At 39.0% G+C, this 25,001-nt stretch carries 31 protein-coding genes; 14 read left to right on the top strand and 17 right to left on the bottom strand.

Annotated features, from left to right (window positions below; all coding sequences use genetic code 11):
- Positions 1-147: 147 nt before the first annotated feature.
- The 4 genes from I588_RS04745 to I588_RS04730 all read right to left on the bottom strand — a co-directional run bounded on the left by I588_RS04745 (position 148) and on the right by I588_RS04730 (position 4,269).
- Positions 148-1,134, bottom strand: coding sequence for a LacI family DNA-binding transcriptional regulator (locus tag I588_RS04745; RefSeq protein WP_010757807.1), 987 nt, complete (start codon positions 1,132-1,134; stop codon positions 148-150).
- Between the two features lie 64 nt (positions 1,135-1,198).
- Positions 1,199-2,722, bottom strand: coding sequence for a metal ABC transporter solute-binding protein, Zn/Mn family (locus tag I588_RS04740; protein ID WP_010757806.1), 1,524 nt, complete (start codon positions 2,720-2,722; stop codon positions 1,199-1,201).
- 236 nt (positions 2,723-2,958) lie between these two features.
- Positions 2,959-3,357, bottom strand: coding sequence for a pyridoxamine 5'-phosphate oxidase family protein (locus I588_RS04735; protein WP_010757805.1), 399 nt, complete (start codon positions 3,355-3,357; stop codon positions 2,959-2,961).
- An 18-nt stretch (positions 3,358-3,375) separates the two neighbouring features.
- Positions 3,376-4,269 (bottom strand): diacylglycerol/lipid kinase family protein, encoded by an 894-nt coding sequence (locus I588_RS04730; protein WP_010757804.1) that lies wholly within the window; start codon positions 4,267-4,269, stop codon positions 3,376-3,378.
- 134 nt (positions 4,270-4,403) lie between these two features.
- Here I588_RS04730 and I588_RS04725 point away from each other — a divergent pair, with 134 nt between their 5' ends.
- On the top strand, positions 4,404-4,718 hold the full coding sequence (locus I588_RS04725) for a DUF960 family protein (RefSeq protein ID WP_010757803.1): 315 nt from the start codon (positions 4,404-4,406) through the stop codon (positions 4,716-4,718).
- A 58-nt stretch (positions 4,719-4,776) separates the two neighbouring features.
- On the opposite strand, the gene I588_RS04720 is transcribed toward I588_RS04725, so the two are convergent.
- Positions 4,777-5,199 carry a universal stress protein gene (locus tag I588_RS04720; protein ID WP_034693355.1) on the bottom strand — a complete coding sequence of 141 codons (423 nt, stop codon included), beginning with the start codon at positions 5,197-5,199 and terminating at the stop codon, positions 4,777-4,779.
- A gap of 7 nt (positions 5,200-5,206) precedes the next feature.
- On the bottom strand, positions 5,207-5,641 hold the full coding sequence (locus I588_RS04715; protein WP_010757801.1) for a universal stress protein: 435 nt from the start codon (positions 5,639-5,641) through the stop codon (positions 5,207-5,209).
- Positions 5,642-5,770: 129 nt separating this feature from the next.
- Here I588_RS04715 and I588_RS04710 point away from each other — a divergent pair, with 129 nt between their 5' ends.
- The 6 genes from I588_RS04710 to I588_RS04680 all read left to right on the top strand — a co-directional run bounded on the left by I588_RS04710 (position 5,771) and on the right by I588_RS04680 (position 9,428).
- Positions 5,771-6,142, top strand: coding sequence for a hypothetical protein (locus I588_RS04710; protein WP_010757800.1), 372 nt, complete (start codon positions 5,771-5,773; stop codon positions 6,140-6,142).
- Between the two features lie 1,161 nt (positions 6,143-7,303).
- Positions 7,304-7,546 carry a hypothetical protein gene (locus I588_RS04700; protein ID WP_010757798.1) on the top strand — a complete coding sequence of 81 codons (243 nt, stop codon included), beginning with the start codon at positions 7,304-7,306 and terminating at the stop codon, positions 7,544-7,546.
- A gap of 39 nt (positions 7,547-7,585) precedes the next feature.
- On the top strand, positions 7,586-8,323 hold the full coding sequence (prdD, locus tag I588_RS04695; RefSeq protein WP_010757797.1) for a proline reductase cluster protein PrdD: 738 nt from the start codon (positions 7,586-7,588) through the stop codon (positions 8,321-8,323).
- 12 nt (positions 8,324-8,335) lie between these two features.
- On the top strand, positions 8,336-8,797 hold the full coding sequence (locus I588_RS04690) for a glycine/sarcosine/betaine reductase component B subunit (RefSeq protein ID WP_010757796.1): 462 nt from the start codon (positions 8,336-8,338) through the stop codon (positions 8,795-8,797).
- An 83-nt stretch (positions 8,798-8,880) separates the two neighbouring features.
- Complete coding sequence (locus I588_RS04685; RefSeq protein ID WP_010757795.1) at positions 8,881-9,153, top strand: DUF5960 family protein; 273 nt, start codon at positions 8,881-8,883, stop codon at positions 9,151-9,153.
- Between the two features lie 5 nt (positions 9,154-9,158).
- Positions 9,159-9,428, top strand: a complete 270-nt coding sequence (locus I588_RS04680; protein ID WP_010757794.1) for a hypothetical protein — start codon at positions 9,159-9,161, stop codon at positions 9,426-9,428.
- A gap of 38 nt (positions 9,429-9,466) precedes the next feature.
- On the opposite strand, the gene I588_RS04675 is transcribed toward I588_RS04680, so the two are convergent.
- Entirely contained in the window at positions 9,467-9,922 is a 456-nt protein-coding gene (locus tag I588_RS04675) for a DUF2188 domain-containing protein (protein WP_010757793.1), read from the bottom strand.
- A 630-nt stretch (positions 9,923-10,552) separates the two neighbouring features.
- Here I588_RS04675 and I588_RS04670 point away from each other — a divergent pair.
- Positions 10,553-11,722, top strand: a complete 1,170-nt coding sequence (locus tag I588_RS04670) for a hypothetical protein (RefSeq protein WP_010757792.1) — start codon at positions 10,553-10,555, stop codon at positions 11,720-11,722.
- 471 nt (positions 11,723-12,193) lie between these two features.
- On the opposite strand, the gene I588_RS04665 is transcribed toward I588_RS04670, so the two are convergent.
- Positions 12,194-12,484, bottom strand: a complete 291-nt coding sequence (locus tag I588_RS04665) for a hypothetical protein (RefSeq protein ID WP_010757791.1) — start codon at positions 12,482-12,484, stop codon at positions 12,194-12,196.
- Between the two features lie 144 nt (positions 12,485-12,628).
- Here I588_RS04665 and I588_RS04660 point away from each other — a divergent pair, with 144 nt between their 5' ends.
- Both I588_RS04660 and I588_RS04655 read left to right on the top strand, forming a co-directional pair.
- Entirely contained in the window at positions 12,629-13,321 is a 693-nt protein-coding gene (locus I588_RS04660; protein ID WP_010757790.1) for a hypothetical protein, read from the top strand.
- The gene (locus I588_RS04655; RefSeq protein ID WP_010757789.1) at positions 13,322-13,711 is read left to right on the top strand and encodes an MmcQ/YjbR family DNA-binding protein; all 390 of its coding nucleotides are present in this window, start codon (positions 13,322-13,324) and stop codon (positions 13,709-13,711) included.
- 11 nt (positions 13,712-13,722) lie between these two features.
- Here I588_RS04655 and I588_RS04650 read toward each other — a convergent pair whose 3' ends face one another.
- Together I588_RS04650 and I588_RS04645 are read right to left on the bottom strand one after the other, a co-directional pair.
- Positions 13,723-14,064 carry a DUF1801 domain-containing protein gene (locus I588_RS04650; protein ID WP_010757788.1) on the bottom strand — a complete coding sequence of 114 codons (342 nt, stop codon included), beginning with the start codon at positions 14,062-14,064 and terminating at the stop codon, positions 13,723-13,725.
- 58 nt (positions 14,065-14,122) lie between these two features.
- Positions 14,123-14,878 (bottom strand): MerR family transcriptional regulator, encoded by a 756-nt coding sequence (locus tag I588_RS04645; RefSeq protein WP_010757787.1) that lies wholly within the window; start codon positions 14,876-14,878, stop codon positions 14,123-14,125.
- 107 nt (positions 14,879-14,985) lie between these two features.
- Here I588_RS04645 and I588_RS04640 point away from each other — a divergent pair, with 107 nt between their 5' ends.
- The 4 genes from I588_RS04640 to I588_RS04625 all read left to right on the top strand — a co-directional run bounded on the left by I588_RS04640 (position 14,986) and on the right by I588_RS04625 (position 16,767).
- Entirely contained in the window at positions 14,986-15,396 is a 411-nt protein-coding gene (locus I588_RS04640; protein WP_010757786.1) for a GFA family protein, read from the top strand.
- Positions 15,397-15,548: 152 nt separating this feature from the next.
- The gene (locus I588_RS04635; protein ID WP_010757785.1) at positions 15,549-15,998 is read left to right on the top strand and encodes a hypothetical protein; all 450 of its coding nucleotides are present in this window, start codon (positions 15,549-15,551) and stop codon (positions 15,996-15,998) included.
- Positions 15,999-16,107: 109 nt separating this feature from the next.
- On the top strand, positions 16,108-16,467 hold the full coding sequence (locus I588_RS04630) for a VOC family protein (protein WP_010757784.1): 360 nt from the start codon (positions 16,108-16,110) through the stop codon (positions 16,465-16,467).
- Positions 16,468-16,479: 12 nt separating this feature from the next.
- Entirely contained in the window at positions 16,480-16,767 is a 288-nt protein-coding gene (locus tag I588_RS04625; protein WP_010757783.1) for a putative quinol monooxygenase, read from the top strand.
- Between the two features lie 93 nt (positions 16,768-16,860).
- Here the strand turns inward: I588_RS04625 and I588_RS04620 are convergent, their stop codons facing one another.
- The 7 genes from I588_RS04620 to I588_RS04590 form a co-directional block, all read right to left on the bottom strand.
- Positions 16,861-17,244, bottom strand: coding sequence for a sigma-70 family RNA polymerase sigma factor (locus I588_RS04620; protein WP_010757782.1), 384 nt, complete (start codon positions 17,242-17,244; stop codon positions 16,861-16,863).
- Between the two features lie 112 nt (positions 17,245-17,356).
- Positions 17,357-17,761 (bottom strand): phage holin family protein, encoded by a 405-nt coding sequence (locus tag I588_RS04615; RefSeq protein ID WP_010757781.1) that lies wholly within the window; start codon positions 17,759-17,761, stop codon positions 17,357-17,359.
- Between the two features lie 71 nt (positions 17,762-17,832).
- The gene (locus I588_RS04610; RefSeq protein WP_010757780.1) at positions 17,833-19,668 is read right to left on the bottom strand and encodes a methyl-accepting chemotaxis protein; all 1,836 of its coding nucleotides are present in this window, start codon (positions 19,666-19,668) and stop codon (positions 17,833-17,835) included.
- A gap of 59 nt (positions 19,669-19,727) precedes the next feature.
- A complete protein-coding gene (locus I588_RS04605) occupies positions 19,728-21,761 on the bottom strand; it encodes a phage tail protein (protein WP_010757779.1) in 2,034 nt (677 codons plus the stop codon).
- A 12-nt stretch (positions 21,762-21,773) separates the two neighbouring features.
- Entirely contained in the window at positions 21,774-22,706 is a 933-nt protein-coding gene (locus tag I588_RS04600) for a distal tail protein Dit (protein ID WP_010757778.1), read from the bottom strand.
- 3 nt (positions 22,707-22,709) lie between these two features.
- Positions 22,710-24,674, bottom strand: coding sequence for a phage tail protein (locus I588_RS04595; protein WP_010757777.1), 1,965 nt, complete (start codon positions 24,672-24,674; stop codon positions 22,710-22,712).
- Complete coding sequence (locus I588_RS04590) at positions 24,675-24,938, bottom strand: hypothetical protein (protein ID WP_010757776.1); 264 nt, start codon at positions 24,936-24,938, stop codon at positions 24,675-24,677.
- Positions 24,939-25,001: the final 63 nt, after the last annotated feature.

Genomic DNA, 25,001 nt, shown 5'->3' with positions numbered 1-25,001 from the left:
TACTCATATAGTAAACCGGTTCCCAAAAAGTGTCAACCGCTTACACTCCAAAAACAGAAATTCCCTGCAGGCAAAAAGAAGCTAAGTATGGAAAACGGTTCCCATACTTAGCTTCTTCGTCTTAATATTTTCTTAAACAATAACAAACTAAATTGAATGACGCCAACGTAGTTTCGTTGGTACTACCGTCTCTTCAATCGTTTCCTCTTTTTGCAGCAATTGAAGAATTTTTTCGGCTGCTGTTTGACCAATTGCTTGGGATTGCTGCTCAATACTAGTGATCCCTGGTCCCACCAAGGCCGTTAAATTCCAATCATCAAAGCCGGTTACCCCCACAGTTTCAGGGATACTGATTTTTTCTTCGACTAAGAAAGTTAATAGCGCCATCAATACACGACCGTTGGAAGCAAACAGCAGCGTTTTTTTCGGCTGCTGGATTTGCTCTTGAATGCGCTGATTGAAGGCATCCTCTAAAGTTGTTTCCAGTAAAAAAGCTTCCATCCCAGCTTCCTCTGCTAGACTTTTAACGGTCTCATAACGAATTTCACGCGTGGTTGCCTCTTTCAAAGGCTCACTAACAACGACCACCTTTTGGTACTTTTCCCGAATCACCGCCTGCATGATTTGTTTGATTGATGCCACGTTATCGGTTACCACCGCAGGCCACTGAACTGGAGCTGTTTGTCGATCTACCAGCAGTAAGGGAATGTTTCTTTCCTTTAAAAATTCGTAATGCTGAGCCTCACGAGAAGCAGGCTGCAAAATAATCGCCTCAACGCTTTGATCCAGCAGCTTCTCCAGCAGGTCATGTTCCTGCTCAATCGAGTTGGCAGCATCCATAATAATCATCTGGTACCCGTGTTTTCCCAATACTTCGCCAATTCCCTTTAATAGTAATGAAGAGTACATATTGGAGATATCGGCAACTACTACCCCAATTAAATAGCTGCGCTTTGACTTCAGCGCTTGCGCCTGACGATTTGGTCGATACTTTAATTCCTCGATAACTGTTGCAATTTTTTCTTTAGTTTCCTGGGACATGTTTCCGTAATGGCCATTTAAAAAGCGAGAAATGGTCGTTTTAGACACGCCAGCTTGTTCAGCAACTTGATTAATCGTCACTTTCTTTTTCATGGGCTTCCCCTCTTCACTATGGTGTTTCTTTTATTTTAGCGGAAGCCGCATGGTTTGTGAAGAATTAGTGTGCCAACATCTCCTGGGCAATTTCCATTCCAGTTAAATTGGCTGGGTAATAGGTTGGCCAATGGTCCATTTCTTCCAATAACGCTTCTTGGCTGTCATTGCCATAATAAATATGGAAATGACCAGATTTTTCAGGATTAATTCCATGGTCGCTAAACTGAATGTATTTAAAGGCATCCGTTTCTCCTTTGGCCTCAAATAAAAATCGAACGCCGCGATTTCCTGCTTTATAATCCAAGATTTTGTATCCTGCCGCTTTGTACTCCGCCGTTTTTTCGGTTCCGTCATCAAAAATAAAGGTCATCTTAGCTCCCTTAATGTTGATTTTCTTCACCTCTGTTTGATAGCCGGTTTCGTAATAAGCTTTGTATTCCTCTGCGGTTTTGGAAGAATCCTTTTTCGTTTTATATGCCATTACTTGATCCAGTGTGCCGTCCTGCAAGTAGGGATACACCGATTGCCAATCCCCAGCCCAATCAGTTAATGGTCGTTCTTTTACCTCGCTGTCTTTGAAATAACCATTGTAAACTGTTTTTTCTTTAACTGGCGTTAAATTTTCTTCTTTCGGATTTTCGCTATCGGTTGTTTTCCGCAATGCCTTTAAATTTTGCTCCATCACAGAAATGTAGTCTTCACCATCGTCCATTTGCTGTTGGGTTAATCCTTCAAGCGGGTTCAATACTTCTGTTTTGATGTTTGTTTCCGCTGCTAAGGTTTCGGCCACACTGCTTTTGGCATTTTCTTCGAAGTAAATGTATTGAATGCCATTTTTTTCAACAAATTCCTTCAGCTCAGCCAAGCGAGCAGGTGAAGGCTCTTCCTCTGCGGACACACCAGAAATTGGCACCTGATTTAAGCCATATTCTAAAGCTAAATAGCTGAAGGCGGCATGCTGAGTTACAAAGCTTTTTTGCTTAGCCTCGGCAAAGGCATTGGTGTAATTACTATCCAGCTTTTTCAGCTTTTCGATATAAGCAGCTGCATTTTTCTTAAAGGCAGCCGCATGCTCCGGATAGCTTTCACTTAATTGATCGCGAATGGCTTCCACTTCTTTGACTGCTAAACTAGGAGCCAGCCAAACGTGGGGATCTAATTCATGGTGATGGCCTTCTTCACTGTGATCATGATCATGTTCTTCTTCCTCACTACCTGGCATTAACAACATATCTTTGGTAGCCTTAATAACCTTCACATCTTCTTTAGCTAAAGAGTCTTCAACGTCTGGTACCCACATTTCCATATTTTCATTGTTGTATACGAGCGCATCCGCGTTTTGAATTTTTGCGATGTCTTTGGCAGAGGGCTCAAAATCATGTGAATCCGTACCCGCAGGAACCAGCAGTTCCACGTTTCCTTCATCCCCAACAATATTTTTAGTAAAATCATACATTGGATAAAAGCTGGCTACGATGGTTAAACCATCTTTTTCCGAGCTCTCCTTTGTTTCGTCGTTATTTCCACAGGCACCTAGTACTCCTGCTAATCCAAATAATGCCAACCATTTCCATGCTTTCTTCATTTTCCACCTGCTCCTTTACACTTTACGTTTCCAAATCGTAACACTTACGTTTTGCCGCATGGGTTTAAATTTAGCATAGGTCAAATTCCTTTGTCAATAACCAATAAAAATTTCTTTTTAACTAAAAAAAAACTGAACTACCTTCGTATTCCTCCGGCCGCCCAACTGCGTTTTGGAGTAGATACTCTTGTAGTTCAGATTACTTATTGATTGATTTGCCTTTTGGATTCAAACGATTAACCGTCGATAATCTCTGTCTGATTATCTTTATAATGCTTAACACTTAAGGTTTCAAAAACGGCCAGTACCGGATGATGATACTCTAGCTGCTGCTGAAAATCATTCAGCTTTGCGGTCAATGCTTCGTAGCCTTCAATTTCTTCTAAAAAGAAATACCCCTTCAGTGCCAGACTTTCATGCTTCGCTGAATCAACACAAAACAAGCTGCCCGCGCGATTTTTCTTGATGTTCTCAGCAGTTTTCCCATCCATATTGATATAGAATTTAAAATAATGAAAGCCGCTGCGCTCTAGTGGCTTTGATACTGCGATTACATGAGGAAACCCTCGACTGTCAATTGTTGTTAAGGTAAAGGTATCCGCTCTTTTTAATAATGCCTCAATGTCCTTATCCATCAGAATTCTCCTTAAAAATTATTTGCTGTCCTTTCGCTCCGGTACATAAATAGTCAAAAATTTTTCCAGCCAATCTAGTTCTACTGGTAAGGTTGGGCCCTTGTCGCCATCAATTCGAGCAACAATCTCATGCTTTCCTAAAGGCGTGAGCTTGACTTTCTTCGGTTGCAGATACAACAAGCTTTCCGTATTTTTCAATTTACCTGTAAAAACAAACCGAGCCAGTTGAAATAATTTGAGGAAGGTCATGTTGTGCAAGACGCTCACATGAAACGATTCCGAGCCTTCTTGAACATAGTTCATACCGCCAATGGAGCGGGTGGTTGTAATTAAAGCAAACCATACCTTAAGTTCCTCCGTATAAGAATCGGCCTCAACACGCACCTTGTAGGATCTTTTCTTCCCTAATTGCTTCAACGCTTTTAAAGGATAAACAATCAAACCAAATTTTTGTTTTTCCTGCTGACGTACTTCGTTGGAAATATCCGCAAACGTCCCAAAAGCAAAGGAGCTGACAATCGCCTTTTTGTGTTCGTCACAGGCACCAATCCCCACCTTACGTGTATGACCAGCAACAATAACATCCATTGCTTGCTCTAAATCCATTGGAATGTGCCAACGTTTGGCAAAATTATTGACTGTCCCACCGGGAATAATTCCAAAGGGGATCGTTTTTTCGGCCTGTACAAACGCCGTAGCAACGATATTTAAGGTGCCGTCTCCTCCGATTGCGACAATTGCTTCATAATCAGATAAATGATCCTTAATTTTCTTGATCGCTGCTTCTGGATCAGGTGCTGTTAAGAATTCCGCCTCCTTGTCTGCCGCCTCCAATTTCTCTTTCATTTGGTGCGCTGTTTGTTCTGCTTTACCATCCCCAGCGTTGGAATTAAAAAAAATTGCATATGTCATGTGAATCCCTTCTTTCATCAATCTAACCATACCATGACAACGAAAAAAAAGCCGTTAAAATGATTATTTTCTCACCCAAATATTTTTCTTTTTCAGAAAAACTGCTATTATAAAGCTAGAAAGGAATGACTGTTATGTTTGAACCAACGAAGCCTCGGAAAAGCGAGGTTCCTGCTGAGCAATTGCCTGAGCAAATGCAAAATGAACTGTGGCATATGATTTTTATGCGACCACACAAAGGACTGCCTTTAAGCTCACCGCAACGCTTTAATTTTTTTAAAAATCCCAATCAAACCTTAAGTGTCGTTCATTCACAAAGTGAGCCTTACTTTTCCGATAGTGTGACTGCACCTTACATACAGGCCTATGAACATGTTCCCTTCCCCAACCGCCTATACGTATATGACACTGGGGAAGAATTAATCATGACTTTAGAAGAAAAAAACTGAAATTTACTAAAAGGACCCTCAAATGCCGATCAATATTTTGGCATTTGAGGGTTGTTTTCTATTTAATTACCATGACATTACAAGAGGCATGGTTGACGACATAACCAGTTGTCGATCCTAGCATCCACTGGCCTAGTTTACTTAGTCCTGTTGCCCCCATAATAATCAGATCACTATCAAAATCTTCTGCTGCTTTAATAATTTCCTGTTTAGGATTCCCGGCAGAAATTTGTGTTTGCAACGGTACATCGGTGCTTTGTTCCAGCTCAGCGATCAGCTGCTGCGCATTTTTTTGTAATTCTTTGGTTATTTCCATCGAGCTGGCACTGGCGGTTCCCCGAAAGCTGGTTAAATCAATCACTGTAAGCAAAAGCAGCTGCCCATGATTTCGCTTGGCAACCTGACAGGCTTCTTCAAACGCCTTGCCAGCTAACTTCGAACCATCCACTGGAACCAATATTTTACGATATTCTTTCATCATTCTCACCTTATTTCACAACTAAAACACTGCAAGAGGCATTGTTTACAACATAGGAGGTTGTTGAACCCACTAAGGCTCGGCGGATCATCCCTTTACCTGTTGGTCCCATCACAATTAAATCGATAGACTGACTTTCAGGAATAAGCGTGGCAAGATATTCTTTGGGATTCCCGATTTCAATCACACTAGCAACTTCTTCAATCTGGGCTTGTTTGGCATCATGGATTTTCTTTAACATTTCCTTCTCAACCATTTCCTTTTCTTCATGCAGAATTTTGGAGTACGAAAAGGCACTGTTGCTTAAATCTTCCTCATTGATAATCCAAGCGATAGTCAATGTTGCTTGGTTAGCTACAGCAATTGCGACTGCTTCTTCAAAGGCTCTTTCTGCTTGCTTTGACCCGTCAACAGCTACTAAAATTGATTCATATTTCCCAAACATTGTAACCGCCTCCTTTTCTTTAAGTATAGCATATTTTTAGTATCCTACTTGTTTGAAAGGGTTCAATTTATTGTACTTTCTCCTTTCGAATGCTAAACTGTGACCAGCTTTATTGAAAGGAAGCTTGTAATGAATAAAACACAACGTAAAAAAGCTCATTTGGTCATTCACACAGCTTCATCCGCTGCTGCAGCAATTGGTGGAGGAATGGCTCAATTACCGGTCACTGACGCAGCAGCCCTAATCCCTATTCAAACAGCTATGATTGTTGCACTAGGAAAAATCTTTGGAAAAAAACTGGAAGATGGTGCGGCTAAGGCTTTGGCAACTCAATTTGTTGCTCAACAAGCTGGAAAAATGACTGCCCGATTTTTTGTGGGGAAAATTCCAATTGCTGGCAATGTTATTAACGCGACTACAGCAGCAGCTATTACTGAAACCTATGGCTGGATGATCGCCAGAGAATTTTCTGAAGAGAACAAAGCTTTAAAAAAAGCTTAAAAGGAGCAGCTTGAAATAAAAGCTGCCCTCCTTTTTGATATACTATATTTGTGGATGAACACGGTGTTTCACTCGTTCAATGAAGTAGTCTGCATTTAAGAAAGAGGTCTCAGGTTCGACTCCTGGCATCCACATTCAAGAAAACTTTTTTATTGAAAAATTCAACCTAACTTTCGGTAGTTTTGCAGCTTGCAAATTAGCAGGCTGCACTTTTTTTGATCCGCGGGCATATTTTTTGTTGTTTTAGAAAGATGATGGTACATTAAGTATGTAGCATATATCCCAACTACCCCATTTTTTTCCGGCCGCATGAGTGGCCGGTTTTTTGTTTGCTTTCAAAAATAAAAGTATTTTCCTTATACTTCTGACAGTTTTAATTTCATCCTCTTTAAATGTTATCTTTTCCTAGCAATTTTAGTATGCTATAATTCTTGTTAGATTGACCATGACTTTTAGAACCTGCAGAATACAGATAATTAATTTGTTTACACCTATTACTATCTTTCTCAGGTCCTTTAATTTGTTTACGCATGCTTCATGGTCAATCCCTTTTTTGAATTTTCTGAGTACTTTTCTTGTGAATGAAATTACAATTTGATATTATGACACTGTCTAACTAACTAGACAGGTCAAGATACTGGGATAGTCAGACTTGACTATCCTTTTTTTAGGTGAATTGAATCGGTTTAGTCGTTAAGAAAGAAGTGAAAACATGCTTTTTATTAAGATTCCCCTACTAAACGAAATTCCCCCGTTTGATTCTCCTGAAGAGTTGCGATTTACTTGTGTGACAAAAAGTCTAAGTGTCCATAAAATGACACCTTATTTAACCTCCTGCGGCTCCTTTTTCTATGTTGCTGAACATATTGAAGGCGCTCCAGCAACGATTTGGACCCGAAGAGACTTGGTATTCGCAAAAAACAATCTCAAGAGAAAAAACGCAGAAATCTTTTTTAAGCATCCAAATAATATGTATGAAAAGATTTCAAAATAGCCAGAATTTTCTGGCTTTTCTACTGTATTCGAATGAAACTGTCATTCTCCTGTTCCCCACCACGCTTTATTATTTTGTTTCAAATAAATCTTATTATTCCTAAAGAACTCCTTTATATCCTGTGCTATAATCAACATAAGTTCATCGTTTGAATAAAGGAGTTTGTTATGCATAAAGTTTGTTTGCACGATCTGGTAACCCGAAAAACATTTTTGGCAGAATTATCAACGATTCCAGCTGTCTCTGAAACGATCCAAATTGATACGAGTCAACGTTTCTATTTAATTCATGGAATCACTAAAAATATTTCTGATCAAATGAACGCTTCTCATGATTTTGATATTTATGTTGAGCGGATTAATAAAGAGTACTGGGTGAATTCTTTATTAGATAAAACCCGAAATTGCTGATTTTTGAGAACCTTTACATTATGAAAAGGCGGCGATGAAATGTCTCTATTAACTATCAAAGGTTATCACGTTCAAGAGATCCAATTAGGAGAAAATAATTTAGTTGTTGAGACGGGGAGAATGATTGTTTCCCCAGATACATCGTCTTTGGTTCACCCTTTGATTGAATCAATCACCATCAACGTTATCCCACCAGATAAGCGTTATCAATATACCAACACGATTATGGACATCATCCCCCTTTCAGCTAAAGCATTGGGAAAGCTTGGTGAAGGGATCACTCATACCTTAACAGGTGTATACGTCCTACTAACTGGGGTGGATACCAATGGACGACAAATTTGTAATGGTGGTGGTTCAGAAGGAATTTTGTCAGAACAAATTGACTGGGGCAAACCAGGAACCCCAGCACAGGATGATTGGCTCATTTCCTTTGATGTCATCTTAAAAGCAGATGCTTGGGTTTCCCGAGCTGGGCCAGATGCGGCACATTTAGCCTGCGATCAATTTTGTTCATTTTTCCGGCAACAGCTGCGAACTTTTGACCCTAACGCTTATACTGAAAAGCATGTATTTGATGATCAGTGTCGGCCTGAAGCTAAGCAAATTGTCTTAGTGAAGGAGGTTTCAGGTCAAGGAGCCGTTTATGATACGCATTTATTTCCTACTGAGCCAGCAGGTTTTCAAGGAAGCAAGTCAATTATTGATATGGGCTGTATGCCCCAACTGGTAACACCAAATGAATATCGTGACGGTGTTATTCGCGCTATGGATTAAGGAGGCAATGTTATGGGTTTAGGTGCAAGTATGAAAGAAACAACCCTATACCATTATCGTGATCCCTTTGTAGAGCTTTTAGCAGCAGATGAAGAAATTGATTTACGTGGAATTATCATTATGGGCAGTGCTGATGATACCCCAACAAAAATGTTAGCCAGCACTCGAACCGCGCAGCTGCTTCGTTCTTTAAAAATTGACGGGGCCATTTTATCCTGTAACGGGATTGGTAATAACCACATTGATTACGCAAATCTAATCCATGAAGTTGGAAAAGCTGCACTTCCATTTGTCGCTATGAGTGTTTGTGAAGCTGAGGATTTTGTTGTTACGAACCAGTATTTGAAAGAGGTTCTGCCCTTTTACAAAAGCACTCACGGGAATGAAACGGGGATTCTAGGTCAAAATACGGTCACTAAATTAGATGCGCAAAAAGCGATTGCCCGTTTGCGTCTAAAAATGCGTCAATCTTAAGAAGCTGAAAAGCTTCTTTTTTTTGAGAAAACTTACTTTACTTTCCGAACGCATGTTCGTATAATAGTGTTGAGGTGATGATAATGTCCATGATCAGTGCAAACTCTGTTTCAACGTTTTATCAAGCTTATTACTCGGTTGTTCAAGATTCCGTTCCTTTGGCCTTATTTCTTAGTACTATTGTGGAAAAAATGGATGCGGAGCAGCGAGATTATTTTAAGGTAGCTGCTAAACGTACTAAGAAAAAACAAGATAGTTACTTTATATTTGAGCGTTCCAATGATGAACTCGTTTTTAAGGGAGTTCGTACACAAAGTCCTTACCAGTCTGCTTTCAATCTTAGGAATAAGGAGTGAATTCTATGATTACGTTAAAAGGAACGGTTAGTCACTTAAAGGTGCTAAAGCTTTCTAATTCCCCTCTCGTATACTTTCAGTTGGATAATCAACATTGTTTAATCGCTAAACATAGCTTGAACTTCTTAGCCGATGTAGAAAACGGTATGCAGGTTATCGTTGGCGGGCAATTTAATTCACGAAATCAATTTGTTGCAGCCAAATATGCTGTGCTAGGAAAAACACGTATTATGATTGATATGGAGAATTTCCAGCAATCGCATTCTATTTCATAAAAAACCGTGAGAAGGAAGAACTTTCTCACGGTTTTTCTCTAGTTAGCTTTAAAATTTTGGGTTTCTTGCAAGGTACCATCACGTTTAAAAATCTTTAATTCAGATTGTTTGTTTTCAGCTATTGCTTTTCCTCGCTGAATTGCTTCCGATTTTTTTGCAAACCGTTCACTGGCATGCTCCGCCCCATCTGAAATAACTTCCCATTGATCGTCTTGATATTTAACGGACACGTTCGCATTAATGAGTTTTTTAGTATTGGGGTTGGTTTCATGTTTGTCGTTTTTTTGTGGATTCTTAGCTTTTTTAGCTTGCTGGATCTCTTGATCAGAAGCATCCTCATACCACTTTTCGGCCTGACTAATCGCAATCGGAATCGCGCGCTCTTCTGGATAGCCGTCAGCTAAAAGCGCATTCCCTATATCAATTGCTTTTTTTCGTGTTACTTTTTCTAGGTTTTTCATCGAAGCTGGATAATCTTTCATATTCCAAGGCATTGGATTTCCCCCTCCTCAACTGCATAAACTGAACTACTCACAGCTTTCTTCTATTGTATCGACTGACTAATAAAAAAGAAAAACATCCGCTCAAAAAGACCCTCCTGTGACAAATGACATAGGGGGAGATCCTGCTTATCTTACATAAACACGGAAAAAAAAGAAGGAAGATTGCTTTCTTCTATGCCTAGCTTAACAAATGCACTTATTTTTTTGCCCCTTTTTATCCCTGCGGCTACAGCTAAAAACCATCGCTGAACATTAAGCAGTCCCTAAAAAAAATCTGCTTCTAGCATCAAAAGGCCAAAGAAATTTTGCCCTTCTCACCTGAAACTTCCTTAAGTATTTTTTAAAATTTTAATCGGCAATTCGTTCTATATTCGTTATGAACTCGCTATAACATCACAAAATCATTATATTTCGGATAACATTTCGTTAAACTATAATTATTATTTTTATAGTTACATATAGGAGAAAAACGACTAATAAATAGAGCTTATATTAGTCATTTTGTTTCTTTTTTGAAAAAATACTTGATTTTTCGTTCCAGTATATTACAATGGAAGCGGATGCTAAAACAACATGAAACAATTCATTCAAACTTACAACTATAGATGAGGAGATAATGCCATGACCACAAAAAACCTGCAGCTAACTCAACTGACAACCATGAAGAGAAAAGGACTTGAACGTAGATTTCCCGAGCACTTCGCAGAGCATCATGCCATCCAGCACATAGTAGAAAGTGCTATTTTTGTACTTGTTCGCAATGCGTTTTCACCCTGTGACTTTTCTTTCTTAGGTCAAGAGTTGATTTGCCGTATTTTTTTGGAAGGTAATGTGCAGGAATTAGCCTCCGTCCGCCATTTTTGTGTCTATGTTAAAGAATATTTCACTCCAGAAGATTGGGAAAAGGTCCTTTCCCGTTTATTTGAAAGTCACGAAGAGTATTTAGCCGTTACCAAAGCTACCCGCGAGAAAACTGATCATCTCCATGAAATGCTGCACTCTGGCAGCCGCGAAGCCAAAGAACTCATAAACATTTCCACTGTCTATAAAGACGCCAATGGCAAAAAGCATCGCTTTACTTTAAAGGATACTGATCCTTGCTATTCTATTGAAGAAACCACTGCCCTTTTATCCATTTTAAGCTCACTAACCATCCTTGAAAAAGATGGCGTAAGACGCTTCACTGAATTGGTTCGCTACATCTATTTACCAACCGAGCCGGTTTACGACAGTGAACGGGAAGCAGAAAAAGAAGTTGAAGCAGAACCAGCTGATGACATGCTGAGTATTCTGCAGCCACAAATCTCTAAAGCAATGAATATCTTGGCTCAAATGGAAACTCAACTTGAAGGTGGTTCAGCAGAGACTGTTCCGTTTCTTGAGTCCAGCGACTATTTGAAAAATAATGTCTATGCAGGCAAATCCCTCGAAGGAACCACTGAATTCTTATTGGATGGCTTTACGCTGCCTCCAGAAACAGATGAAACAGAATTGCTCAGCAGGCTGTTGACTGCCTTTGCACAAGGGATTAAGTTGAAGGATGCTCAAGCTGAATTTGTCTTGAGTGATGAACCAGAGAACACGCCTGATCCTGATTCCGACAAAAAAACAAAAACAGAAAAGCTCCCTAATAAGAAGAAATCCAAAAAGAATAAGAATAAGAAGCAGAACTCTTATGAGAGTCCGGAAGAAATTCGCAAGAAAAAAGAACAGTGGGAACAAAAGCGATTGAAAAGACGTTTGGATAAAAAAATGGGCAAGAGTAAGCGAAATAAGAAAAAGCGGAAATAAGTTGGGCTTGCTATAAGTGAAAAGAGGCGACAAAAAAGCTTGGTCCATTACTGAATCCGGCTATTGTTTAGGTATTTTGAAATAAACTTTGAGCCCTCAGCATTAGCCATGGCGGTGAAACAACTTTTCATCTGCTAAAGCCGCTATCAAATACCCATGGCACTTGTTTTGATTTCGGACAATACTCGTTTCAGCAATAGACCATTTTCGCCAACAAACGCTTCTACGAGCACGCTTAATAGAGAGCGTGCTCAACTATGTCATTTCGTTTTTTTGGCATTGACATAAATCTATACCCTACTCAACTATTTCTTTGGCTTCTTCCAAATCTAAGCAACACTTTTTTTGAATTTGTATTTCGCTAAACCAACTGAGTTTGGGGACAAAATAAAAAAGGCAGTCAGTAAAGAACGATTAAATACGCTTTACAGACTACCTTTGATAATTTTTTCACAAGATTCTAGAAAAAAATTAAACATGAACGTATTCCAGTTCCACTCCCTTAGCAGTATCTTCATTTACTACTACTTGATAGGTTTTGAACAGCTTGTCCATGGTTTTTGAATCGAAAGCAAGTACTACGCTTGCTGGCAGATCAACCGCTTCAGTTACCTCGTTGATACTCATTTCCTTTTTGGTTCTTTTTTGAAACTCAGCGAAAGGACGCATCATGTTAGCAAATCCGCTAGTTAGTGCAATCTCTTTCTTCTCACAACGAATGGCATCTCTCAGTTCGATTGGATTGGCAACAATTTTTCTCATATTATCACATCTCCTTTTCCATACTTTAGCACATAAAAAAAGAGAAAGCAACGAATTTGTGAAAAAAAGCACAAAAAATATTCGTTTAAAAGATCATTCACTATCTCTTTTTTTACTGCTATACTCAAAAAAAGGAGATTTCTTATGAAAAGTAATCAAGAACAACTGCAAGCAAGAGGTTGGATAGAAGCCGACGATTTAGTCCCGTTTCAAAATAGATCTCCAGAAGAACTATTAAACTTATTAGATTCAGAAAAACCGCAGGAACGCAGTGCTGCTGCACGTTTGATGCCGCTTACAAAAACAACGACTGCTAAACTATTGGAGGCAGCAGCAAACGAAAAAAAGTTGTATTGTCGCTTAGAAATCATGCGTAAATTGGAGGTGGGAACGCCTGAAACCGCTAAACAAATGCTGCCCTATTTAGGTGAAATTGGAAACAATCAGCACCAGCTGCCCTTAGCGAAACCCTCGGCTAAAAAGTCGTTCCCGTTACCTCGAGACCTTATCGCTCGTTCACTAGGTAACATGTATCCAACAATCTTGCCGACTTTATTTGAGCAGTTGGGCAGCCTGAACTCATCTAAACTAAGTGAACTGATTGATGCCATTGGTCTGCTGGTTTTTTATCATCCTCATGAAGCATCTGATGAATACTTTAACCAGCTTCTAACACTTTGGGATGAAAATGAAGATAATCCTTTGATTCAATGGAAATTAATCATTTGCTTTTCTGCCTTTCCCCAAAGTAAACCGCTGCTTGAAGAAATTATTCAAACCAATGCTGGCTTAGCAACTGAAGCCCAGCGCTCATTAAATGTAAGGAGGTCCACCTAAATGTCAGAACTTCAACGCATCAAAAAGAGGATTGAACGTTTTCAAAACTTCGGCAATGAATTGCCTAAAGCAAAAGTCTATTATCGTCAAGATTGGGAAACCTTGTATTTTGATCTTTACGGTAAAATGTTTGGCTTAATGACCCTAGAAGCTACTGATGCTTCAACCATTACTTTAAAAGGCTTGCCTGAGAAAAATGAAGAGCTGCGTGAACTATATTCTGATATTACTCCTGGTTATCACATGAATAAAAAGCATTGGAACACCATCAAGCTAGCTACTACTCAATTAAGTGACCAGGAAATTGAAAACATGATTCGTCTTTCTCACCGATTGGTGGTGAAAAATTTACCTGTAAGTGATCGAAAAAAAGTAGAAGTGTACCTGTAAAAAGGACACTCCTACTTTTTTTTGATCATTTCTTCAAGCAGCTCATCGGGAATGGATTGATCAAAGCGGATATTCACTCGCTTCTGTCCGGTTGCATAGCCCAAATTTTTTGCTTGATTGGTTTCTTCAGGGGTTAAATCCTCAGAAAAACTAACACTCACATGTTCCTTATATGCAGCTATACTAGCCCGCCGTTCTTTATAGAAGAAAAACGGTTGCCCCCACTTAATCTTCTCTTCAGTAGGTTGCATTTTTCGTAAAAGAACAGCTAACTGGGATAATAACGCCTGTGCCTCAGGAGCAGCTTGATCAATATACGCTTGCGTATCAATTGGGGGTGTTTTTTTAGCCATGCTGGTCGCTTCCTCTCTTTGAAAATACTATATCAGAAAGGCTTATATTCACCGAATGTTACGCATAGAATTGGATAATATCTCTTAAGCAATGGGCCGCATTTTTCCCTGCACGTAACTCATAATATTCAGTAAACCGCTCATCTAATACATACATTTCAGCAACTCCGCGATGTGCTTGAACAGAATATTTTTGCCAGCTGTACTGCAGCCATTTTTTGTGAAGAGCATAAATTTGTTCTGCTAAGTCACTTGGCAGTGCCGGAGCTTGTCCATATTTTTTCAGTTTCATCAATAATTCTTGTTCTAGCTCTTCCCTTGCTTGAAAATCACTTTGAGACATGTCAGACCACTTATCGGCAGCTTGCTTCACGGTCTCTTCCCCATATTTTTCACGTATTTCTTCCCCATATTCCGCTTCATTTTCTTGCCAGGCTTGTTGTTTAAACAGCTTAAATTTTTCTTCATTGTTCATTTCTTGCTCTCCTTCATAATGAGCCAAGGTTTGATCAACTAACAGAAGTAATTCATTAATCTCTTGACGTTTTTTCAGCAGCTGCTTTTGCTGCTTATAAAGCGCGGTTTCAATGTTAAATTCTGGCTGATCCAAAATTTGCTGAATCTCTTTTAAGGGCAGTCCCATCGAGCGATAGACCAAAATCTGTTGCAGACGATCAACTTCCCTCTGCTGATACAAGCGATACCCTGCCAGATTAATTTCTGCAGGCTTTAACAATCCAATCTCATCATAATAGCGCAGTGTTCGAGGACTCACTCCAGACAAATCAGCTAATTGTTTAACTGTATAAGCCATTGTTTCCACCTCCCTATCATTAACTTACACCTTTACGCAACGTTAAGGTCAAGTCAATTTGCATTTTATTTTTTGTTTCAGTAAAGTAAAAAATAAAGGAGTCTTTTATGAAATTATCTGGTAGTTGTTTATGTGGGAAGGTTCAGATTACTATACCGGACATCTCACAAGAAATTACTGTATGTCATTGTCACATGTGTCAAAAATTCTTTGGCAGCCCCTTCTTGTCATTACAAGAACTCGCCTCCGATCAATTTACCTTGAAAGGTGAAGAAAGTGTTCACCGATATTCTTCCTCTCCGTGGGCAGAGCGCGGTTTTTGTAAAAATTGCGGTTCAAGCCTATTTTATCATGCTTTAGAAGGTGGCTATTTCTTTCCAGCAGGACTTTTTGAAAAGATTACTGGGACTATTACCGAAGAAATTTGCTACGACAATAAACCTGATTTTTATCAGTTAAATAATAACGCAAAAAAATTTACTGAAGAAGAATTTCTTACACATTTATTTAAAGAGTAATATTCTTATCTGTTATTTTTTTGCTATAATATTCTCCAGAAATCTACGAAACAATAAGAACATCTTTGTCATCTGAGTGTCAAATTTGTTACTTTCAGTAATTTTTGAAAACGTTACCTTTTTTTGTTAAAATTACTGAAAGGGGGTTTTTTATGAAAAGGTTGTTTGTGGGAATGTGGGGAATCTTACTATGCCTCACACTAACAGCTTGTGGAAAGTCGGTCACAGTAGAGGACCTGACAGCACATGACTGGGTAATGGAAACACAGGAACAAGCTGAAGAGGTTAGATTTATTGCATCCTTTAATAATAAGGAAATGATTCTTACGATCGATGCTTCAGATATGCAGACCCAGGCGTCTAATGAATGGGAACAAGCCGGGGAAGAATTAAGTAATCAACTGATTGAGAATATGTCTTTCCATGTCGCTTACCAATTAGATGAAGAAACGATTCATCTAAAAAATGAAGAGTTAGAGTTAGATAATGACTACAGAGTAAAAATGGACGGGGAAAACGTAGTCTTTACCCCAGAGGAACCTCAGGAAACCGAACCCATAACCTTAGCTCCTCTAGAAAAGACAGCAGACACGGGCAAATAATAACAAGTGTATTTTTTCTGTCAAAAAATGGTAAAGATTGTGAATCTCTATCGATACACACTTACTATTTGTTATACTATTTAAAACAACTATGAAAGAAGGTTCTAGTATGATTGATCATTTGAGTTTGGGTGTTTCCGATTTGGCTAAGAGTAAAGACTTTTACCAAGAAGCATTAAAACCACTGGGCTATCAAGTCAAGGTAGAGATGGAACATGGTGTTTGTTTTGGTGCTGAAGATGGCGGCGACCTTTGGATTGTCAAAAGTGAACCAAGCAAAACCCATGTTGCTTTTGCGGCAAAGACTCGTGAGCTAGTAGATTCCTTTTACCAGGCTGCGATGAACTCCGGCGGTAAAGACAACGGAGCTCCAGGTCTGCGTCCTCATTATCATGAAAATTACTACGGTGCTTTTGTAATTGATCCCGATGGCTACAATATTGAAGCCGTCTGTCACAAAGAAGCTTAAAGGAGAAAAAGTATGATTATTATCAACGTATTACTGAAAGTGAAAGAAGAAAAACGCGAGGAATTTTTGGTATTTGTAGAAGATCTAGTCAATAAATCTCGTCAAGATGAAGGTGCTTTGTTCTATGACTGCTTAGAAAGTTTAGATACTAGAAATCAGTTCATGATCATTGAAAATTGGCGTGATCAAGCGGCCATCGATAAGCATAATGCTACCGATCATCTAAAAAAATTCCTAGCAGAAATCGACCCCTACTTATCAGCGGACAAAGAGTTGAAAAAGGTGGAGTATCAAGGGTAAGAAAATAAGGGATTCAATAATTTTCTCATCCATTATTGAATCCCTTTTATTTTTGAGTAAAAAAGCTTTAGCTTTGTACATTTAAGTGCTGGTTTAAACCGATAGCCAGCCTAATCGAATAGCAATTTCTTGCAAAAATTCTTTGTCGTACCGTTTGATTGTAGATTCACTAAGGTGGACTTCGCTGGCTACTAGAGCATTTTCTTTGTTCGGATAGCCATTTAAATATTTTGAAGTAAAAATATCCGTTACTTGCTCAGGTGAATTTGCTAACGTTTCTTCAACTATAGTCAAAAACATTTTGTGAAAAACCAATTGATTCACACTCCATTGCGTATCTGAATCATTCGAAACAGGATACTCCAAAAAAACATTTTTTTGATCTATAACAACATTTGAAATATTATTCAGTACTTTCTTGATTTTCTTGACACTCCACAAAATATTCCGTATATGAGTTCTAGTTGCTTTATCCATCGAATCCTCCTACTAAAATACTAGGCTAGTGAAACCCTAATTATTGTAAGCTTTTCAAGCTAGTTTTCGAGCAATCCTATCTTCAAAATAGTTTGTTTTTTTCATACCTTATTCAACTGCTTTTTTCTTCCTTGTCTCTGATTTGTTGAAAAACTTCCCGCAGCTTTTCTGGCAGAGGAATAAATTCAGAAATGTTCTCAAGAAACGAAATCCCTTCGTTTGCTAAATAGAACATAATAACAATTTCCCGTAACGGGATTGTGTTCCCTAAAATTTTCTCCACCTCAACAGAAACAGCCACAACTGCAAATAGCAGTACTTTTTTTATTAAACCTGTAAAACCAACCTCACTGTTGATTGTTTTCAATTTCCAAGCCTTAATCAATCCAGTGATATAATCAAGCACCACTAAAAAGATTAGTGCATGTAAAATAGCATCCATCCCCCCAAGATAATTCACGAAGAATCCACCAATCAAACCGATAATGATAGACAGTTCGTTTAAATATTTTTCCATGTGTTCACCTCGATTTAATGATAGTATAAATGTTGACTAATCTTTTCAATATAAAAGCATTCTTCGTAAAGTCAAGAAACTTCCTGTATTCTAAACGTCATCGCACCAAAACTTGTAGCGCTCCCTTTTAGATTAGTATTTGTTTTTATTGTAATTACATCATTTGAGTTAATCTTTACAATAGTCGATCCTGATATTTCATTACGAAGTGTATGTTGCCCACCAATCCCTGCCAAACGTTCATCAGTATCTTTAGGAGATCCCCCATTTATGGCCAAATCCAAATAAAAATAATTGTTACTAGCCAAGTCCATTTGAATAAACGCCGACAATTGGAGTAAATAGATACCCGGATTATGACAAATAATGTCAGTTTCGTTTTGAATAGAAAATATAGGCTCACTCTTTATTGAATTCGCACTCAAAACTTTATTGTTAAACTTGATTTTCGTTCCAGACTCTACAGTTCCTTTCATTCTAATACCTTGTAACACTGTTACGAGACAATTATTCTCCGTTAAAATCAAATTGTCATTTACTTTGGGAGTGGTAAGAAAGTTTTTTAAACCAGATATTTCTTGATCTCCCTCAATCAATACCGTCTTTGCATCCAATACATCCTTCACATTCTTCGGAGTCATCATTTTATTATTAACTGTTCCCAATAAAGCTTCGGCATCTGTTGCAGCCCCATAATTGGGTACACTGCCTAGTCCGACCTGGCTTTTTGTAACACTGTGAGGGTTGTTTTTATCATCGGTATGCTGCTTCAATTGATTAGTGACATTCTCTGACTTGGCAAAACCGCTTGATTCTAAAACATCTAATGGATTCAAGGAGACGACAATCTGAACCCCAACATAATCAATATCGATGTTTGAAGAAGTTACACCATTAGAACTATCCGAATAAACAAGTACATTGATTTTTCCTTTAGAATCAATAAAATTGCGATCATTAATTTCTGTTGTAAAGTCAGTGTACTCTTGCGCTGAACTTTGCAGCTGAGTAGAGTAGCTATCCGTCGATTCCAAATAAGTTGCGGCCTTCAGATTTTTATTGTTAGGTGAAGTTGCTTTTCCCCGCAGTGCTAGCGTAAATGAAACAAAGTTGTTTTTTATCAACTGAATACTTTCCTCTAAACTTTTTCCACTAAATACTGTTGGTGCAATCTGTTCAATGGCTTTTATTACATCAAATTTAAATAGTTGCTGCGGAATTACGCCATTTTGCGTTGAGCCTGTTGAAACGCCAGAGTCATCTCGAGCTACCAGCTTATTGTAAGCATCCTGATTTACTTCGTTCCAAGCTGCAGCAGGCTTTTTCAACGTGGTTGCCGTATAATCTGAATAGCCTTGATGAGGATTAGTTGCTAGATTCCCAGCTGTTTTACTTGAAAAATCCATCATCTTAGGGGTGTTTACTGAACATGAAAACATTTTGATCGCATCCGCGGTAGTCAGACGGTTGCCGAAATCTCTGGTTAATCTTGCTTGTAAGGTTGGCTGTTTAATTCCTTCTGTATCGGTACGAGCTTGGACAATTTCCGGATTGCTGTCGCCAGATTCGGCAACAAGCTCATCAAACTCATTTCTTAGCGTGTCAAATTCTTGTTTATTTTGATTGGCTGTTCCTACCGCACGATTGGCTGTTTCTACCGCTGTTTTTGAATCAGCGACTGCTTGATCTGCCTTTACATTTGCCTCTGCTCCGGCATTTTGAGCGATTTGTTTGGCATCATCGCCGGCATCGGCCGCAATTTGTTTGGCATCTCTGATTCCTTGTTCTAAGGTTCTTGAATAGTCGTCAACCTTTTGAGCTGACTGATTGGATTGGTCCATGATTTCGTTAATCTTTTGCCGCCCTTGATTAAGGGTATCGGTCTCTTTAATATGTTCAATTGCCATATGTTTTTTCCTCCTTTAAGCTGCTTCACTTTAGCAGCTCAATTCAATTTGTAACGTCACTAAAACTGTCCGCCGATTTGACTTTGAATAAATACCCGACAAGTAATTTGCGCTTCTATTCTCGCTAATTTATTGGGTCTAATCTCGATTGTATGATTGCCCCGTAGAATTTTCCCATTGCTTTTTTTTAAACTTCCTACAATATCCAATCGATTTTCATCTAATTTATGGCTATCTTTTAGTAGTTTTCCATCCACATAAATATCTACCTTACTGGCGTTTTCATTGGCTTCATAAATTCCTAGCTGTAATGGATGTGTGTGATTTGGCAGATTTATCTTATGTTTATGCGCCGGTAAATCCACTTGATGATTATGTGCCGGAATCGTCACATTATGAGCGTGGGCGGGAATCGTAACGCTGTGGGTATGCCCGGCTTTATCAAACCTGAAATTATGAGAGTGACTTGGTAAATCCACACTGTGTGAATGATTTCCAGAAGAGCTTGCAGTATAAATGTCTTTAACTGAGCCGCTTCCACCAACAAAAAGACTATTGCCGTTGGACGCATCATAAACATTCGCTGTCTCGTCATCCTTCCACTTATGATTAACAGTACTACCACCTCGAAGTACCAAATGATTATGATCACCGGCAGGACTAGTATTTGTCGTTCCTCCACCACTTTGACCAGTCATTTCGTTTATATGGATATCCCCATCAGAACTGGTTGTCGAATTTCCTCCACCACCGTTGGAAGCAGCTACCGTTATTGCTCGATTGTTTTTACTGCTAATCGTTTTTGCACCGCCATCTTCACTGTTGATAGATTTCGCTCCTCCATCACGAACAGCTTTCGTATACCCACGATATTTTTTGGTTTTATAGGTTAATTCCACCGTATTGATATGAAATACATCCTCATCTAAATAAAAATCAATTTTCGCTGGAAAGTTGTATTCACAATTATCTTGATAAGAGTAGCTCAATATATTTGTTGCCCCTTGGGAGTAGGTTTCATTGATCTGCTGCTTTCGACTCAAATCAGAAACGGTGGTTGTGATGTCTCCGCTTAGATTGCCAAGCTCTAATTCAATATCCTGTGGAGCGCCAAATACATCATTTTTTCTTTCTTTTTTGATTCGCAAATCAACACTGCCAAAATCATTGGTATTAATCATTACGATATTGCCCAATCTTAATTGATCAATTGCTAACGGCTGATCGGTTAACTTCATCAGGTCAGTCGCTCGAATAGTCCATGAAATTTTAGGTTCCAGCCATTTTTTTAATAGGCTTTCGGCACTGTCTTTTAACGACTGAGCCTGGGTAAAACGAGTATCTGTCCAAACATATTCAATTAATCCATGCTTCTCGATACTTTCTTTGTTTTCAATGTAATAAATTCCATTGTTGACAGAAGAAATATTTAATTGGTTGACGCCTTCACCCGAACCCAGAGGATAAATGCGATTGACTAAATTATTGGGATCTCTTTCAATTTCAAAGCCTTGCATATTATAGCCTTCTTGAATCCGAGCCACAGCGGATGTCTTAGGCTTAACCAAAGAGAGTTCAAACGGATATGTTTGTGTATTCCACTCCCACAAATACTCTTCATCAAAGACCTCTGGAATTGAAAACAGCGCATCTGCTAACCCATTCTCATTTTCCCAAGAGTAGGAAAAGTACTTCGTAAACTCGCACTTTTTCAATACCCAATGTTTTGTCTTTTGTTTAGCTAAAATGAACTTGATCGCATCCTCTGTTTTTCTGTTGATACACTCGTGATAACCAAAGAGGACCGTATCTAGTAATGTGCACAATGCATGAGTAGCTGTATAGGTAATCGTATTTTGCGAGGCATCTTTTCGAATCGTTGAAGGCATGATCCGATACAACCCAATATATTCATTCTCATTATCCACTAGCTCTACCCACAACATTTCTTGTAAAAACTTATTTTTAGGTTCGTCCAGCGGCATGGAAAACTCAATGCTTCCAATCTGATTTTCAATTTTTTCATAACTAACATTAAATGCATTCTCAAGGATCGCTGTATACTCTCGCTTGAGATTCATTGCCATAAGCATATGCTCAGCCTCCTATAAGAATCGATTTGGATAGCGTATAGTTAGGCGGAAATCACTATCCTTTGCTTGGATGTACAATGGTTCGTTAGGATAAATATAAAAATCATTCATTGGTCGAATCATTGGTTGTCCATTTCTAGTAATATTAAAAAATTTGGTATCAATGACAACATCTGAACGGTCAAAGTCACCTAAATCAACAGTGTCATTCCTAGTCTTAATCCAAACGCCTCGCCCAGTTCCTGATAAAGTAATGGTAGGTTTTACCTTCAATCCCTCAACGGTTGGATAAATTTCAATTGGTTTAATTTCTTTGCCTTCATCTCCCATTGTATAGGCCCGATTTTGAAAAGTGATCATAGTGGATCCCCAATAAGCTCCACCTTCGATCTTAATCGGCATATTTACAGCTCCAGAGCCAGTATTTCCCATTAAATAATTGGCTTGGAAAGTAATAGTCTGAGAACCCCACATTACACTTGTAGCATCTGAACGAGTATATTTATAAGGATCACTTAGTAAAATAGTAAAAGTGCCAATTACTTGATTTCCTCCTTCGGGCACCTCACCGACGTCCAATTTACTGCCTGACCAACGCATCTCTGGCTCATCATTGAACCAAATGTCTACATCTTTCTCCGAAAACAAAGCTACATTCAGCCGATTGAATTTATCCCGAAAAGATTCATTGTTTGACGCCGTCAGCTGATACTTGATTGTCAGTACACGATCCGGAATTCTGGCATACACATGTCGTTTTCCGTCACGAATTCCTAATTGATAGCTTTCAACTTCTGTCGCTGCCAATTCACGTCCGGTTACATTTAATGTTCGATATCCGGGAATCAGTTTTTCGAGAAAGTTCCCATTAAAATTCAACGCCTCAGAAGGAAGAGGGCGTTCCTTTTGCGTTGCTGTTGTATCAATAAATTCATATAAGCTCAAAGGTTATCCTCTCCTTCCTAATTGACTGTTCCTGCGATCCTGGTGTTTTTGAAGCAGCTTAGGCATAAAGGGTGCGGTTGTTTCAGCAATAATCCTTCCATCTGGCAACGTGACATAAATTGGTTGATCATTGCCGATAATAATTGGTTGATTCATTGATTCCGCTGAAAAACTAGCACCAATACTTCCCATACTTTGATTCATGGCATAGTCCATCGATTGCATATCGGGAATCGCTGCCTGGGCTAACTGCTCAGAAGTTTTCTCAACGTTAGAAATCATACTGTCCATTCCCAATACAAACCCCTGACCAGTATATTCACCAATCCTTTTAAATACTCGAGACGGGGATTTTATTCTTAGAAATTCTTTGACTTTATTCACAGCCGAAGAAGCTAATTCACCTGCTTTTCGAACAACACTGTCGATCATTGAGCCAATGCCTTCAATAAATCCACGCACTAAATCTTTGCCGGCCCCGACCATATCTGAGCCAGCTTCCAAAATTTTAGAAAGTAAATTAGCGGTAATTTCCATCGCCTTTTCCTTTACTGCTGGAATTTTTTCGGCAATCGATTGGATAAGGGCTTGGATCAATTGAACACCTGATTCGATAACCTGAGGCAGTTTTTCGATTAATCCTTGAATCAAGGAACCAACTATTTCGATCCCCTTGCTGACAACATCCGGCAGCTTCTCTCCAATGGTACTCAAAAATTGGTAAATAATACTTGCCGCTACGGGGATCAGTTCGACAATTGTTTTAGCAATCGCGGTAATTAATGTGACTAAAATTTCAATCCCTTTAGAAAAAATGGTCGGTAAGTATTCCGTAATAGCACCAAGAAAAGCGGTTAGAACATTAGCGATCGTTTCGACAATCCTCCCGGTATTTTCACTAATCCCTTGTACAATCGCCAGTAGCAGATTCAAGCCCTGAATCATTAATTGAGGTGCTGCGCTGATCAAACTGATTGCCAAAGTTTCAATCATCTGCAAGGCAGCTGGAATTAATTGCGGTAAAGCCGCAATCACTCCTTCGATTAGCGAACTAATAATTGCCACCGCACCATTAAATATAGGTTCGATGTTGGCAGTAATGGCTTCCATTAGCGACGTTAGAATTTGCGCCCCCGAAGCGATCAAGGCTGGTAAAGCTGTCGTTATGTTCGTCACTAAGCTATTAATGATCTCTGGTCCCTTCGTAGCAATCATCGTAATCATACTGGAGATCTGCTCTCCAAATTGCTGATTGGCTAAACCTAAACCAGCTAAAACGACACCTAAAATTGCTCCTGGGCCTAATACTTTTAGTGCTAGACCAAATACATTGGTTAAGCCACCTAGCATGCCGTTTACAATACCTTGAACTGTTTCAAATGCACCTTTCGATTTTTCAACCTCATCCTTCAACTGCACTGCTGGATTTGCTCCACCACTTTTTTTCTCTCCGCCGCTTGAAGAAGAACAGTTACAGCCTGAATTATCCTTACCATCCGACTTAGCATTATCGTCTTTTTTACTTCCTAGTAAGCCAGTTATTTTTCCTACTGACGAATCAACTACGCCGTTAAATTTACTTAAGGCTTTTTCTACTGGCGTAACAATGGCTTTTACATTACCCATTAATTCTAAAAATTTGGAAATACCGCTATTTTCACCTAGGGTTTCAAACGCGCGATTAACTTGATTGACACCGTTTAAAATCTTTTGCCAAGCCTTTGATAACTCATCAACACTTGAATTACCCGATTTCCCTAGACTGTTTATGGCTTTACCAGAATTTTCTAATTCGTTTACCGAAGCACTAGAGCGCCCTGAGATTTTTCCAGTTGCTGCATCAGCTAAATTCGAAGCCATTCGTAAAATCCCTCGCACTGGCTCGCTTTCTTCTTTCGCTGCTTCTGTTCGTTGAAATAAACTATTCATGTTAGAAAGTGTAATTTCAAAATTATACATGTCATCCATCTATTTCCCTCCTTTCGCATTATAATTTGCAATAAAGTCCTGCAGCTGATCCTTATCAGCTTCTTTTACCGACACCTCTTCAGTTGCTCGTTTAATTGCCTTCTTATAATCAAAAAACTTATCAAAACGCGTATAAATAGGTTTCCCTTTTTTCGTTGCTTGGGCCATGGCATTAGCCCAAGCCTGTGAATGAATCATATATTGTTCATCCACCTGCTGCAGACGAAAGGCCTTCATCCTTAGTTCATATTCCGCAATCGTCATTCGCTCAATATCTTTAAAATGGAAGAAGTTCAGACAACGCAAAGCGTTGATTTGAACTTCTTC

It is taken from the genome of Enterococcus pallens ATCC BAA-351 (assembly GCF_000407485.1).
Lineage (GTDB): Bacteria > Bacillota > Bacilli > Lactobacillales > Enterococcaceae > Enterococcus_A > Enterococcus_A pallens.
Note: the sequence above shows the minus strand (reverse complement) of the source record. Positions and strands in the feature narration are given on the sequence as shown.